Source organism: Paenibacillus sp. Mc5Re-14, from assembly GCF_001049835.1.
Taxonomy (GTDB): domain Bacteria; phylum Bacillota; class Bacilli; order Paenibacillales; family Paenibacillaceae; genus Paenibacillus; species Paenibacillus polymyxa_C.
Window position 1 is genome coordinate 5,593,532 of record NZ_CVPD01000001.1, and the last position, 16,308, is coordinate 5,609,839.

At 53.2% G+C, this 16,308-nt stretch carries 2 protein-coding genes; both read right to left on the reverse strand.

Annotated features, from left to right (window positions below; translation table 11 throughout):
* Positions 1 to 365 precede the first annotated feature (365 nt).
* The gene (locus tag BN1546_RS28150; RefSeq protein WP_255305551.1) at positions 366 to 2,321 is read right to left on the reverse strand and encodes a condensation domain-containing protein; all 1,956 of its coding nucleotides are present in this window, start codon (positions 2,319 to 2,321) and stop codon (positions 366 to 368) included.
* The gene (locus tag BN1546_RS28155; RefSeq protein WP_255305552.1) at positions 2,219 to 16,234 is read right to left on the reverse strand and encodes a non-ribosomal peptide synthetase; all 14,016 of its coding nucleotides are present in this window, start codon (positions 16,232 to 16,234) and stop codon (positions 2,219 to 2,221) included. Before BN1546_RS28155 ends, BN1546_RS28150 begins: the two co-directional genes overlap by 103 nt.
* Between the last annotated feature and the right edge of the window lie 74 nt (positions 16,235 to 16,308).

Genomic DNA, 16,308 nt, shown 5'->3' on the forward strand with positions numbered 1-16,308 from the left:
CTAATTTAAAAAGAGCACACCAAAAGGGATGTAACCTTGAATTTGATTGTAGCCGGGCAAATTAAAGGCAGACTATCTGGTAGGATTAGTGAGCAAAAGCTCGTCTGCCCTACTTGGCTTGATTTTGTTCATATTAAGAGAAATTGCAGCACCGGTAAACGGAATTGTGGTGGGCAATCTGCAATTTACATGGGGTTGGTTATTGCATAAGGTCCCTAGGGTTTTATCATTTATAAATAGTCCAGATCACAAGCCTGGATCGTTGTAATATTAGAAAAAATACTTAGCAGGCAAGGACAATCGGACGGAGCCGCTGCCCTTGCCTGCTAAGTGAAATCATTTTTTTTAGAAAAATGAAAACTAATTTAGAAAATAAAATCGATGGAATCGGGCGAGAAGCCTTCTGCTTGCTCGTCCGAGTTTACCTGAAGATCGCTTAATAGCAAATCTGGATTGGCTCCAACCTGTGACAGGATCGTTATCAAATCTCCGGTTAATCGTTCAATAGCATCTGCGCCAAACAGCTTCGTGCAATATTCAAAGGAACCCTTGATCTGCCCGTCTTCACCACTCATAGACAAGGTCAAATCGAATTTGGAGGTCCTGTGTTCCTTAACATAAGGACTAAAGGATAGTGTTTCAAGTTGCGCTTCCTGCGACTCCGTATTTTCCAGTACAAACACAGTGTCAAACAACGGGTTACGGCTTGCATCCCGCGCTACATCCAGCTTTTCCACCAGTTCTTCCAGTGGATAATCCTGATGCTCGAAGGCTTGCAGCGTACGATCTCTGGCTTCCAGCAAGTAGTTATGGAAAGTTTGATTGCCCTGCGGCTGGTGCCGGATGGCTAGTGTATTGACGAACATGCCGATCAGCGGCTCCAGTTCAGGTAACAAGCGGCCTGCTACCGGCGTACCGATGATCAAATCATCCTGACCGCTGTATTTGGACAGCAAAACGGTGTAGGCGCTCAATAGCACCATATACAATGTGCTTCCAGTCTGTGCCGCTATCCGGTGCAACTGCTCGGATACATTCGGGGCCACGGTAAACTCATACATTGCCCCCTCGAAGCTGCGAACAGCAGGTCTAGGATAAGCAATCGGCAGATCCAGTACCGGTAATTCCCCTGCTAAATGCTCCAGCCAGAACTGTTCCCGGCGCTGGTAGGACTCACGCTGCATTTCCTGCTGCTGCCACACCGCATAGTCCTTGTACTGAATTGGCAGCGGCTCCAAGGCCTGTCCCTCGTACAGTTGTCCCAGCTCCTGCACGATATTGTTAGACGATACCCCGTCTGAAATAATATGGTGCATGTCGTACATCAGGAGATGGCGCTCGGGTCCGGTTTGAATAAGACGGACACGCAGCAGCGGTGCCTGCCGAAGATCGAAGCTGCGTACAAAGGACTCGATATACACTTCCGCTTCGGACTCACTGGCCTGCAGGCGTTCTACGACAAACTCCACTTGATCGTAAATCCGCTGAACAACCTCGCCGTCCACCATTTCAAAGGAAGTTCGCAGCGTTTCATGACGGGCTACTAACTGACGGAACGCATCCTCCAGTCGATCTGCCTGAAGCGGCCCCTCTACTACTAATACACCCGGCATATTGTAGCTGAGATCCCCACCTTCCAGATGGCTCAAAATATACAGTCGTTTTTGCGCTGAGGAGACAGGATAGTAAGACTGTTTCGTCGCAGCAGGGATCACCGTATAGGTGTCTGTCCCGTGCGTTGCGATGAGCTGGGCTTGCTGCTCAATCGTAAAGTGCTGGAACACCTCACGCAGTGTAATCCGACTGTCCAGTTCCTGATGGATTTTAGCCACCAGCGTCGTTGCCCGCAGGGAGTGTCCACCCACATCGAAGAATGAGTCGGTGACGCCTACGCTGGACAGCTTCAATACATCCTGCCAGATTTGCGCTAACTTGGCCTCCAGCGGCGTCCGCGGCGCAACGTACTCCAGACCTCCTTCAAGGCGTGCTTCCGGTGCTGGCAACGCCTTCCGGTCGATTTTCCCGTTTGGCGTCAGTGGGAAACGATCCAGCTGTACCACATACGTCGGGATCATATAATCCGGCAGCTTCGGCTGCAGCGCATTCCGCAGTTCCGGTAAACTCAGCGACTCCGAAGCTACGATATAGGCACACAGATCCTTGTGTCCGTCTTCGTTTTCCCAGGCTGTGACCACGGCTTTTTGAATGCCGTCCACGGTCAGCAGCTGCGCTTCCACCTCGCCCAGCTCGATCCGATACCCCGAATTTTCACTTGGTGGTCGATCCGGCCCAAATACTCGATACTGCCATCCGGCAGCCACCGTGCCAGGTCGCCCGTTCTGTACATCCGGTTTGCGAAAGTGCTGTCCGCTTGATCAGCGGCAGTCGCATCAGCGAACGGATTCGGAATAAACTTCTCAGCGGTCAGTTCCGGCAGGTTGAGGTATCCTCGTGCGATACCTGCACCTCCGATATAGAGCTCACCCGCGATACCGATCGGCACCAGCTGTTGCTGGTTGTTCAGGATATACACTGCCTGGTTCGCTATCGGCGTTCCGATGGATACCGTATGCTCCCCTTTTTCCAGCAGTACATGCAGAGACTCTACATCTTCAATCGTATAAGCCGTCGCATCTACCGTCGTTTCCGTCGGACCATACACGTTCGTAATGACCGGACGATACCCGGACCACTTGTGTAGGAACACCTTTACCAACTGCACGGATAAGGCTTCGCCCCCGATCAGGTAATGCTTCACATCCGGCGCTTCGGTCACGCTGACGCTTTCGTTTAAAATATGCAGATGCGCTGGTGTGCCGTCCGACAGGTCGATCCGGTGCATACGGTAGTACGCAATCAAATGCTCCCCGCTCAGGCTGACGTCACGGGACACCACATGCAAGGTGTGGCCTAACAGCAAGCTGGCAAAGATTTGCTTCACCGAAGCGTCAAATACAAAGGCCGACAGCCATGCGATGTGAAGCGGCTGATCATACCGGCTGTATACGCGCTCGTATAGAGCCTCTACCAGATTGCTGACACTGCCCTGCTCGATCATGACCCCTTTCGGCTGACCGGTTGTACCTGACGTGTAAATCATATAGGCCAGGTTGTGCAGGCCGGAGACAGGAACCAGGTTGCTTGCATCCTGTTCTCCCAAGTGAGCTTGAACGCCCTCATCGTCCAGAACTACAGCTTGTATTGCTACCGGCAGTCTGAGCGAGAGAGTGGCAGCTCTGCTTGTAATCACGACTGGTGCCCCACTGTCTTGGAGCATGTAGTCAATGCGCTCCTGTGGATACATCGTATCCATTGGCACATACGCGCCTCCGGCCTTCAGTACCCCCAGAATGCTCACCAGAAGATCCGCAGAACGTTCCAGCAGTACGCCTACTGGTTGATCTGCTTCAACCCCTTTCGCCCGTAGCACACGGGCCAACCGGTTCGCCTGCTCATTCAGCTCAGCGTAGGATAGCGCCATGTCCCCAGACACCACGGCTATCCGCTCAGGGCTGTTTTTCGCTTGCTCTTCAAAACGCTCGCTGAGCGACAGGCCTTGGAGTGTTCCACGCACGCTATGTGCATTCGGATCATTGAATACCTTTAGAATCCGCTTGGTTTCTTCTGTCGTAATGAGCTCCAGCTCACCCAGCTTCGCATCCGGGTTCGCTGCCACGGCTTCGGCTAAGCGAATAAAGTGACGTGTCATCCGTTCAACGGTTTCCCGTTGATACAGCGCAGTTGCATACTGCAATCCGAACTGGATGCCTGCCTCTTCCTCTCTGGCTTCCAGCGTCAAGTCAAACTTCGCTGGCGTTTGCTCCAAGCCATATGGACGGAAGCTCAGGTCTGCCAACTGTAGTTCGCCTTCTTCGGTCGTTTGCAGGGTAAACATCGTATCGAATAGCGGATGGCGGCTCATATCCCGCTTCACATTCAGCTTTTCCACCAGCTCCTCAAATGGATAGTCCTGATGCTCGTAGGCTTGCAGGGCGCGAACCTTCACTTCTTCCACGTAGCTGCGGAAGGTATGTTCTGCTGTCGGATAGTTCCGCAGTGCCAACGTACCGACGAACATGCCGAGGATCGGCTCCAAATCCGCATGCGGTCGTCCGGCAATCGGCGTGCCGACGACGATGTCCTCCTGGCCGCTGTATTGGTGCAAGAGGGCGGTATACGCCGCCAGCAACACCATATACAGTGTAGAGCCTGTGTTCGCCGCCAGTTCTTTCAGACGCTCGCTTACTTCGCGTTCCAGCCCAAACACCACGGTATCGCCTGCCGTACTTCGCACCGCCGGACGGGCAAAGTCTGTCGGTAGATCCAGCACAGGCAGTTCACCCCGGAAGGTATCGAGCCAGTAGGCTTCCTGACGCTGCATCCATTCCTGATGGGCTTCGCTTTGCTGCCATACGGCATAATCCTTGTACTGTATCCGCAGTGGCGGTAACTCTTCACCGTCGTACAAGCGGACAAATTCATTAGTCAGTACCCCCATGGACACGCCATCCGAAACGATGTGGTGCATATCGAGCATAAGCAGATGTTGAGATTCCTGCTCTACTCCCTGGACGCCTAGATCCACCAAGCCTACTCGCAGCAGCGGCGCAGCTTTGAGATCAAACGGACGGACAAAGCGACTCACCAGCTCATCCACTTTCTTGCCGACCCTCGTGTCTGTATCCGTAGTCGCACCCTCTGCTTGTACCTTCGTATATTCCACCTCGAACGGCACCGTGTCCTCAACCCATTGCATCGGCTCACTGTCGATCAGGTCAAAGCGGGTGCGCAAGGACGCATGACGGGCGATCAGTTGACGGAATGCATGTTCCACCCGCTTCACGTCCAGCGGACCGCTCACTTGCAGTACCGACGGCATGTTGTAGTTCACATCATGCGGATCGAACTGATGCAGCACATACAGTCGTTTTTGCGCTGAGGACAGGGGATAGAAGCTGCGCTCTTCCGTTACCGGAATGGACGCATACGTCACTTGATCCAGCTGTTCCAGTACAACGGCCAGTTGCTCAATCGTTGGTGCTTCAAAAATACTGCGCAGTGGAAGTGGCTTGTTCAGCTCTTTGTGAATCTTCGAGGCCAGTGTCGTTGCCCGCAGCGAATGACCGCCAATCTCGAAGAAGTTTTCCTTCACACCGACCTGAGTGAGACCCAGTACATCCTGCCAGATTTGCGCCAGCTTCACTTCCACCCATGTCCGAGGTGCAACATAGTCGCCTCCATTTTGCAGGCTGCCCTCTGGTGCTGGCAGGGCCTTGCGGTCGATTTTACCGTTCGGTGTCAGCGGCATTTGTTCCAGCTGTACCAGATAGGAAGGGATCATGTAACCCGGCAGCTTCTGGCTCAAAGCGCTGCGTAGCTCACTTGCGACAACTTCCTCATCGGCGACCACATAAGCGCAGAGCTGCTTTTGCCCTTGCTCATCTTCCCGTGCGATGACTACAGCTTCTCGCACTGCCTCCAGCTTCAACAGCTGCGTTTCTACCTCGCCCAGTTCGATCCGGTAGCCCCGAATTTTCACCTGCGCATCGATCCGCCCCTTATATTCCAGCGAACCATCCGCATTTAAGCGTACCATGTCGCCTGTGCGATAGCAGCGTTCTCCGCTACGGAACGGGCTGTCGATGAACTTTTCGGATGTCAGGTCCGGACGGTTGCGGTAACCACGTGCTACCCCGTCACCGCCTACCAGTAGTTCACCCCATACCCCCACGGGCTGAAGCCGCATCGAACGGTCCACAACATACGCTGTCGAATTATGGATTGGTCTGCCAATTGGCACCGATTCCGATTGTACACCGGTGATCGCGTGTACTGTGGAAAAGGTCGTATTTTCAGTAGGGCCATAGATGTTACTGATTCGCAGGGACGGATGGGCCTCCAGCACCCGGTTCATATGTGGTACGGACATCACATCACCACCAACCAGTAGCTCCCTTACCCCCTCGAACAGCGCCAGATTCTGCTGGGACAGCTGGTTAAAGAGCGGTGTGGTCAGAAACATCGTGGTAATGCCATGACTGCGGACAGCTTCCTTAAGCTTGAGCGCGTCCAAAATGACATCCTGACTCACTAACACTAGCTGTCCACCGTTTAATAGAGCTCCCCAAATTTCGAAGGTGGATGCGTCGAAAACAATCGCGCCTGTCTGCAAAATGCGCGTGTCAGCATCCAACTGCGCGTAGTTTGTATTTTTCACCAAACGCACAACATTGCGATGCTCTACCATGACACCCTTCGGCTGCCCCGTCGTACCCGACGTATAAATCACATACGTTAGATCGTTCGGACCGGACAACGGCTCCAGATTGGAGCCATCCTCGTGATGCACACTCTCTGCCCCATTCAGCACCAGCACCTGACCGTCGAAAGCTACTTTGTCCACCAAGTGGCTTTGCGTCAACAACAGCTCTGCTCCCGAGTCATCCAGCATATAGCGGATACGCTCCTCTGGATACGTCGGATCGATTGGCACATATGCGCCTCCGGCTTTCAAAATGCCTAACATACCCACAATCAAGTCTACCGAACGCTCGGTCATCAGACCCACCAGATGATCCTTGGTCACGCCTTGACTGCGCAAGGTACGAGCCAGACGATTCGCACGTTCATTCAGCTCGCGATAGGTCAACTGCTCTCCTTCGAAGTACAATGCTGGCTGTTCCGGTGTCTGCACGGCTTGTGCTTCGAACAAACCATGAATCGTTTGCTTGCTTGGATACTCAGCTGCTGTATCTCCCCATACACGGAGAATTTGCTCGCGTTCCTGCTCGCTTAACACATCCAGCTCCTGCACTTGAATGTCCGGCTGCGCTACCACCTGCTCCAGCAGCTGTACCAGATGACCCTGCGTCCGTTCCACCGCTTCCCGATCATATAACTTCGCATTGTATTCGAATCGGATTTTCATCGCTTCCTGCGGCATGACGACCAGATTGAAATCATAGTTGGTTTGTTCAATCATCCCTGCATTGCTGATGACAAAATCCGATTCCGCACCTTCGCCAAGCTGCTCGACCTGCTCCTCCACCGGATAGTTTTCAAACACGATAATGTGGTGGATCAGCTCTTGCTTTTGCTCGGTCAAGGCTTGAATTTCATACAGCGGATACGTTTCATAATCTTGAGAAGCCAGCGCCTGCTGCTGATTTGCCCTGATCAGGTCGGCAAAGGTGTCCTCAGCCTTACTACGGATACGAATTGGGATGGTGTTAATGAACAAGCCCACCATATTTTCGATACCTGAAATATCTGCCGGGCGACCCGATACTACGCCACCAAAGACGGCGTCGTTACTACCGTTGTACTTTTGAAGCAGTAAGCCCCATGCCGTTTGTAGGAGCGTATTGGTGGTCACGTGATACTGCTTGGCTACCATTTCCAGGCGTCCTGTCAAATCCTTACCTAGGTCGCACAGTACATGCTCAAATTGTTCACCCTCGGCTTTCGCGCCTACTTTGCCGGTTGGAATCGACGTTTGCTGATCATAGCCCAGCAAATATTCCTTCCAATATGAAGCGGCTGCTGCTACATCTTGAGCTTCCAGCCACGCAATATACTGACTGTATGGAGTAACAGGGGCGAGCTTCGGTGCTCTATGCTCTACCGCTGCAAAGTAAACCTCAAACACCTCATCCGTTACCAACGCCACGCACCAGCCGTCCATTAGGATGTGATGAGAACTCCATACAAAATAATAATCCTCATCACCGGTCCGCAAAATCGCCACGCGCATCAACGCATCCCGGGACAAATCGAATCCAGCTGCCTTGTCCTGGCGAATAAATTCCTGCACATACGCGTCACGTTCCTGATCATCCAAATGACGCAAATCTTCACATCTGAAACCAACCTCTTTATGGCGGAAAATCACCTGTACGGGCTCATCCTGCCAGCCGCTGATGAAATTGGCTCTAAAGATCTCATGCCGCTGCGCCAGTTGATTCAAGCTATCTTGGAAAATATCGGCTTGGAAGCGTCCGTGTAGATCAAAGGTCGTTTGTTCAAAATAAGCCCCTGACGCTGCATCCATCAGACTATGGAACAACATGCCTTTTTGCATCGGTGTCAATGCATATACATTTTCCAGTTCCCCGATGTCACGAGTCCGCTCTACCAACTGATCCAGCTCGGCCAAGGTTACAGGTTTAAGCATCACATCGCTTGGCGTCAGCTCCGGCTGTTTGCGGCCCACGCAATGCGTGATGATTTCCTGCAGGCTGGTTCTGAGCGCTTCAGCTAGCCGCTCCATCGTTTCCCTGCGATATTCCTGATGGCTGTAGCTGATCGTCAATTGCAATTGACCTTCCGAAATCAGTCCGTTCAGATCCAGCGTGTGCGATCTGGCTGCATATGCGCTAAGCTCGGCACCGCTAGAGTAAGGAGACACGCCAATGGATTGATGTTGCATATCCTGATCAAATTGTCCCAAATAGTTAAAGCTGACTTCAGGTTCAGTTCCAAAACGCTCTTGCTCACATGCGGCGGACAAGTATCTCAGTATCCCGTAGCCAATGCCCTTTTGCGGAATCCGGTGGAGCCCTTCTTTCACCTGTTTGATGCGCTGTGAAAGATCTTGCCCTGAGCTCATGTCCAGAACAACCGGGAATTGAGTCGTAAACCAGCCTACCGTGCGCGTAATATCCAGCTCTGGCAAAATGGATTCCCGTCCATGGCCTTCCAGGTTGACGAGTACGCGTTCGATGCCCGCCCAGCGATGAATAGCCATGCCGAGTGCGGTCAGCAGCAAATCATTCATCTCCGTGTTGTAGGCACGATGCGCCTGCTTTAACAACTGCTCCGTTTCCTGAGTGGTCCATGTGACCGTCATAAGCTCGCTGTCTTTATTCAAGGATTGTGGTTGCGGCTGGTCTTTTGGAAGCGGCTCATACGCCCCCTGTTCCACTTCCTGCCAGAAGGCGAGCTCTGCTTCCATTTCTGGACCGTTCGCATAGTGAGACTGTGCCTCGGCCCAGGTACGGAACGAATCCGTTTTGTGCGGAAGACGAGCCGCTTGTCCGTGCAATGCCTGTTCATAGGCTGTCGTAAGATCCTCGAACAAAATGCGCCAGGATACGGTATCCACTACTAAGTGATGAATAGCAATCAATAAATGGTCTCCATCTGGGCAATGGAACAGCCCCAGCTTCACCAGTGGTCCTTCGCTTAAATGAATGCCCGCCTGAATTTCATTTACTTTGGCCTCAATCGCCGCAGACACTTCAGTCTCATGGCTGAAGTCTATACGTTCCAGCGTATACAGCTCGCCCTCACCCACCGCGCGGTTCCAGGCTTCATATCCGTGCTCCGTAGGACGGAAAACGATCCGCAGTGCATCGTGATGGCTAACGATGTGGTCCATCGCTGTGCGTAGCGCTGCCTCATCAAAACTATCCTTGCTATGCAGCATGATGGATTGATTATGATGATGAGCATCCGTCAGGTTCCGCTCAAAGAACCAATGCTGAACAGGTGTCAGCTTCACCGCGCCTACTACTTCGCTTTGATCCGCCAAGCGGGTCACCGATTGGACGCTCAGCGCCAATGCAGACACCGTTGGATGGCTGAACAGGTCTTTCATCTCCAGTCGATAGCCTGCTTGCAGCAAGCGGGACGATACTTGCAGGGCTTTGATCGAATCGCCGCCCAGCTCGAAGAAGTTATCCTGCGTGCCTACGGCTTCTACGCCGAGCACTCCGGCCCATACCGCAGCCAGCACTTGCTCCACCTTCGTACGCGGGGCCACATAGGAGGCTCCTGTATGGATGCTGCCTTCCGGCTCTGGCAAGGCCTTGCGGTCGATTTTGCCGTTGCTGGTCAGCGGAATGGCCTCCAGACGCATCAAGCGTGCAGGCACCATGTGCGCGGGGAGTCCTGCTTCCAGGGCTGCCTGTACTTCCTCGATCCGCAGCTCGGTTTCTCCCGTGATATATCCGCACAAATACTTGTGCCCACGCTCGTCTGTCCGGTCGACGACTACGGCTTGACGCACGCCCGGCACCTGCTGGATCGCGGTTTCAATCTCGCCCAGTTCGATCCGGTAGCCCCGGATTTTGACTTGATAGTCCATCCGGCCAATAAAGTCCACATTGCCGTCCGACATCCACCGCGCCAAGTCGCCGGTGCGATATAGTCGTTCACCCGGTACGTACGGGTTCGCTACGAATTTCTCGGCTGTCAGGTCTGCACGGTTCAGGTATCCCCGTGCCACGCCAGCACCGCCAATGCACAGCTCGCCCAGTACGCCGATTGGCACCGGATTCAGCTGGCTGTCCACGATGTAGAAACGTGCGTTCAGCCATGCCTGACCAATCGGCACATTCCCGCTGCTTGGCAGCTTCGACAGCTCTTCGTCGTAGAAGCTGGAGTCAATGGCCGCTTCCGTAACGCCATAGCTGTTGATGATGCGGATATCTGTGCCAAACCGTTCTTGCAGCACTCGGTAATCCGTCACGCTGCAGCTGTCCGAGCTGGTGATCAGCAGTTCCAGACTGCTCATGTCCAGCCCCTGTTCATGCACATGCTGCATAAACGGTACGATCAGGGCCGGAGTCGATTCGAACACGGTAATCTGATAATCGCGAATCCATCCGTACAGACGGCTTGGATCAATCCGGTCATCTTTTGGACAGATGACCATCGTGCCCCCGTTATAGAGCGTCCGTGCAATATCACCGACGAACACGTCGAAGGAGAAGCTTGCCAGTTGCAGCAGTCGTACCGGGAACTGGTTCAGACGGTAATCCCGGCGATACGCTGCAGCCGTATTCACCAAGCTGCGATGCTCAATCATGACGCCCTTCGGACGTCCGGTTGTGCCAGAGGTGTAAATCACATACGCCAGATCGTGCGGTTCATTGATCGGTTCAACATCCGTCGTATCCCCGGTGTACAGTGACTCATCGTCCAATGCCAGTACGGTATGCAGACGCAACCCTGTTGCCGATTCGGATGCTGCTTCGCTGTCAGACTTCGAATCTGCTGTTCCATTTAGGTTTCCATGAAGAGCACCTGATTCCATCGTTTCAGCGCCAGCCGCTGTTTCCAGCTCACCCTCAGTCTGCCCTTCGACCAAGGCCTGATCGCTTTTCTCCAGCCATGCCTGGGCACGCTCCTGCAAACTGGTTTGCGTGAGCAGCACCGTCACACCGCTATCCTCCAGCATGAAACGAATGCGTTCGGACGGATAGTCTGCATCCAGCGGCACATATGCGCCTCCAGCCTTCCATACCGCCAAAACGCCGACCAGCATGTCTACCGAGCGTTCACTCCAAATGCCGACAATCGATTCGCGTCCGATACCTTCATTTCGCAGTCTACGCGCCAATTGGTTCGCACGCTCGTTCAATTTCCGGTACGTAAGCTGTTGCTCCTCGTACACCACCGCCACGTGATCTGGTACAAGCTGGGCCTGTTCTTCCACGAAGGCATGGAACAAGACATCTGCTTCAGCAGCAACATCCGATACGCCTACATCTCCAAAACCATAGATGATTTGTGCTTTTTCCTCGACAGTTACCATATCCAATGCGGCCAGTGGCTGCTGTGGATGCAGTGTAATGGCACGTACGAGTTCGGTAAAATGCTGCGCAAAGCGCGCGATAGTCTCAGGTTTGTACAGCGCCGTGCTGTATTCCAGACTGCACAGAATGCCTTCTGGCTGCTCTACGGCATCCAAGGTCAGATCAAATTTGGACGTATGATCGTCCGTTGGATACGGCTTGAAGGTCAGCCCTTCCAGCTCGAACTCCTGCTGCTCAAATGTTTTCAGCTCAAACATTGTGTCAAACAGCGCATTCCGGCTCGTATCCCGCGTTACATTCAGCTTTTCAACCAGCTCTTCAAACGGATATTCCTGGTGCTCATACGCACTGAGCGCATGCTCTTTGACCTCTTGCAAGTAGTCCAGGAACGTTTTGTCACCAGACGGATAATTACGGATCGCCAGCGTGTTCAGGAATACGCCTACCAGGCTACTGAGCTCCGCATGTGGTCTTCCGGCAATCGGCGTGCCGACGATGATGTCCTCTTGACCCGTGTATTTATGCAAGAGTGTGCTATACGCTGCAAGCAACACCATGTACAAGGTGGATCCGGTTTGCGCGGCCAGCTGCTTCAACTGCTCGCTGTCCTCCATGCAGATCGCAAACTCAAATCGAGTTCCTTCCAGACGCTGTACAGCGGGTCTTGTAAAATCCGTTGGCATATCCAGTGCCGGAATTTCACCAGACATGGTGTTCAGCCAATAGCTTTCTTGCGCACGAAGACGTTCACTTTGCATATCTGCATGCTGCCAAACGGCATAGTCCTTGTACTGAATACGCAGTGGCGGGAGCTCCTTGCCTTCGTACAATTGAGAGAACTCCTGCACGATAATTCCTTCTGTGACGCCATCCGAAATAATATGGTGCATGTCATAGAGCATAACGTGACGCCCCGGTCCGTTTTCGATCAACTGAACCCGCAGCAACGGGGCTTGTGCGAGATCAAAGGCACGTACAAAGTCCTGTGCGTACTGCGGTGTCTCTTCTTCGCTTGCTTGCACATACTCCACGCTGAATGGGACGTTAGATTCAATCCGCTGAATCACCTCGCCATCCACCATCTCGAATCGGGTTCGCAGGGTTTCATGACGGGCAATCAGCTGGCGGAAGGCTTGCTCCAGTCGCTCTTTATCCAAGGAACCTTCGATAATCAAAGCTCCTGGCATGTTATAGCTAACCTCTCCGCCTTCCAGATGACTCAGCACGTACATCCGTTTTTGCGCCGAGGAAACGGGATAATATTCGCGCTCCTCCGCCACAGGTATGGATACATACATTTGCTGGGTCTGATCTTCACCCATCACCTGTACCAATTGCTCAATCGTCGGATATTGGAAAATATCTCGCAAGGCCAGCTTGTGATTCAGCTCCTGATGGATTTTCGCCATCAGTGTTGTAGCGCGCAGAGAATGTCCTCCCACTTCAAAGAAGTTATCCTGGATGCCTACCCGCTGATGATTCAGAACGCTTTTCCAAATACGTACCAATTGTTCTTCCAGCGGTGTCCGCGGCGCAACATACTCCGTACCTCCTTCGAGGCGCGCTTCCGGTGCTGGCAACGCTTTGCGGTCAATTTTTCCGTTTGGTGTCAGCGGGAATTGATCCAGTGGTACGACATACGTCGGGATCATATAGCTCGGCAGTTTGGGCTGGAGTGTGCTGCGCAGCTCCGGCAAATTCAGCGCCTCCGAAGCTACGACATACGCGCACAGATCTTTGTCTCCGTTTTCGTTTTCCCAGGCGGTGACGATGGCTTTCTCAATGCCATCCACAGTCAGCAGCTGCGCTTCCACCTCGCCCAGCTCAATCCGGAAGCCCCGGATTTTGACCTGATCATCCATTCGGCCGATAAAGTCTACATTGCCGTCCGGCATCCACCGCGCCAAATCGCCTGTGCGGTACAGTCGTTCGCCCGGTACGTACGGGTTCGCTACGAATTTTTCCACCGTCAGGTCCGCACGGTTTAGGTACCCCCGTGCGACCCCGGCTCCGCCGATGCACAGTTCGCCCAGTACACCGATCGGCACCGGATTCAACTGGCTGTCCACGATGTAGAAACGGGCATTCAGCCACGCCTGACCAATCGGCACATGACCGCTGCTTGGCAGCTTCGACAGCTCTTCGTCATAGAAGCTGGAGTCAATCGCCGCTTCCGTGACGCCATAGCTGTTCATGATGCGGATATCTGCGCCAAACCGCTCTTGCAGCACCCGGTAATCCGCCACACTACAACTGTCTGAGCTGGTGATCAGCAGTTCCATGCTGCTCATGTCCAGCCCCTGTTCATGCACATGTTGCATAAACGGTACGATCAGGGCCGGAGTTGATTCGAACACGGTAATTTGATAATCACGAATCCATCCGTGCAGACGGCTAAAATCAAGTCGGTCGTCTTTCGGACAGATGACCATCGTGCCGCCGTTATAGAGCGTCCGCGCCATATCCCCGACAAACACGTCGAAGGAGAAGCTGGCCAGTTGCAGCAGTCGTACTGGGAACTCGCTCAGGCGATAATCCCGGCGATACGCCGCAGCCGTATTCACCAAACTGCGATGCTCAATCATAACACCCTTCGGACGTCCGGTTGTTCCGGAGGTGTAGATCACATACGCCAGATCCTGCGGTTCGTTGATGTGATCAACGTCTGTCGTATCTCCGGTGTACAGTGACTCATCGTCCAATGCCAGCATGATTTGCAGACGCAGCTTTGTTGCCGATTCAGATGCTGCTTCGCTGTCAGACTTCGAATCTGATTTCAAGCTCACGCCTTCATTCAGGTTGTCTCTTTCCATCGTTTCAGCGCTAACTGCCGTCTCCAGCTCACTCTCAGTCTGCCCTCCGGCCAAGGCCTGCCGGCTTTCTTCGAGCCATATCTGCGCATGATCCTGCAAGTTTGTTTGGGTCAACAGCACCGTCGCACCGCTGTCCTCCAGCATGAAACGAATGCGTTCGGACGGATAATCCGCATCCAGCGGCACATATGCGCCTCCAGCCTTCCATACCGCCAATACGCCGACCAACATGTCTACCGACCGTTCACTCAGAATGCCGACAATCGATTCGCGTCCGATACCTTCATTTCGCAATCTACGCGCCAATTGGTTCGCACGCTTGTTCAGTTTCCGGTACGTAAGCTGTTGCTCCTCGTACACCACCGCCACGTGATCTGGTATAAGCTGGGCCTGTTTTTCCACAAAGGTATGGAACAGGGCTCCTGCTTCAACAGCAACATCCGTTACGCCCACTTCTCCAAAACCGTAGATGAGTTGCTCTTGTTCCTCATCGGTTACCATATTCAAAACTGCCAGTGGCTGCTGTGGATGATAGGCAATCGCTCGAACAATTTCCGCAAAATGCTGTGCCAATCGCGTCATGGTCTCCCGCTTGTACAGCACTGTGCTGTATTCCAGACTGCACAGAATGCCTTCTGGCTGCTCTATTGCCTCCAAGCTCAGATCGAATTTGGATGTATGATTATCCAGTGGATAGGAGTTCAAGCTCAGCCCTTCCAGCTCGAACTCCCGCTTCTCCAACGTTTTCAATTCAAACATCGTGTCGAACAGCGCATTCCGGCTCGTATCCCGCGCTACATTCAATTTTTCAACCAATTCTTCAAAAGGATAATCCTGATGCTCATACGCACTGAGCGCATGTTCCTTGACCTCTTGCAGATACTCAAGGAACGATTTGTCGCTGGATGGATAATTACGAATCGCCAGCGTGTTAATGAAGACACCGACTAGATTACTGAGCTCCGCATGCGGTCGTCCTGCAATCGGCGTACCGACTACAATGTCCTCTTGGCCTGTGTATTTGTGCAAGAGTGTGGTGTACGCAGCCAGCATCACCATATACAGGGTAGAGCCGGTCTGGGCAGCCAGTTCTTTCAGGCGTTCACTAACCTCACGCTCCAGTACAAATTCGATCGTATCCCCTGCCGTACTCTGTACCGCTGGGCGAGCAAAGTCCGTAGAGAGGTCCAGTACAGGCAGTTCACCTTGGAAAGTGCTCAGCCAGTACGCTTCCTGACGCTGCATCCATTCCTGATGGGCTTCGCTTTGCTGCCATACGGCATAATCTTTGTACTGAATCCGCAATGGCGCCAGCTCTTCACCGCCATACAAACGGACAAACTCATCAGTCAGGACCTCCAGGGACACCCCATCTGAGACGATATGGTGCATATCGAGCATAAGCAGATGTTGGGATTCCTGTTCTACTCCTTGAATGCCCAGATCCACCAAGCCTACTCGCAGCAGCGGCGCAGCTTTGAGATCAAACGGACGGACAAAGCGCCGCACCAGCTGTTGCGCCTCTATGTTGACCCTTGTGTACGTATCTGTAGTTGTGTCCTGATCTGTATCCGCAATCACATCTTCTGCCTGTATCTTCGTATATTCCACCTCGAATGGCACGGTGTCCTCGATCCATTGCATCGGCTCATTGTCCACCAGCTCAAAACGGGTACGCAACGTCGCATGGCGGGTGATCAGTTGACGGAACACGTCTTCCACTCGTTTCACGTCCAGCGGACCGCTCACTTGCAGCACCGACGGCATGTTGTAGTTCACATCCAGCGGATCGAACTGATGCAGCACATACAGTCGTTTTTGCGCCGAGGATAGTGGATAGAAGCTACGCTCTTCCGTTACCGGAATGGACGCATACGCCACCTGATCCAGACCTTCCAGCACGGCTGCCAGTTGTTCAATCGTTGGTGCTTCAAAAATACTGCGCAGAGGAAGCT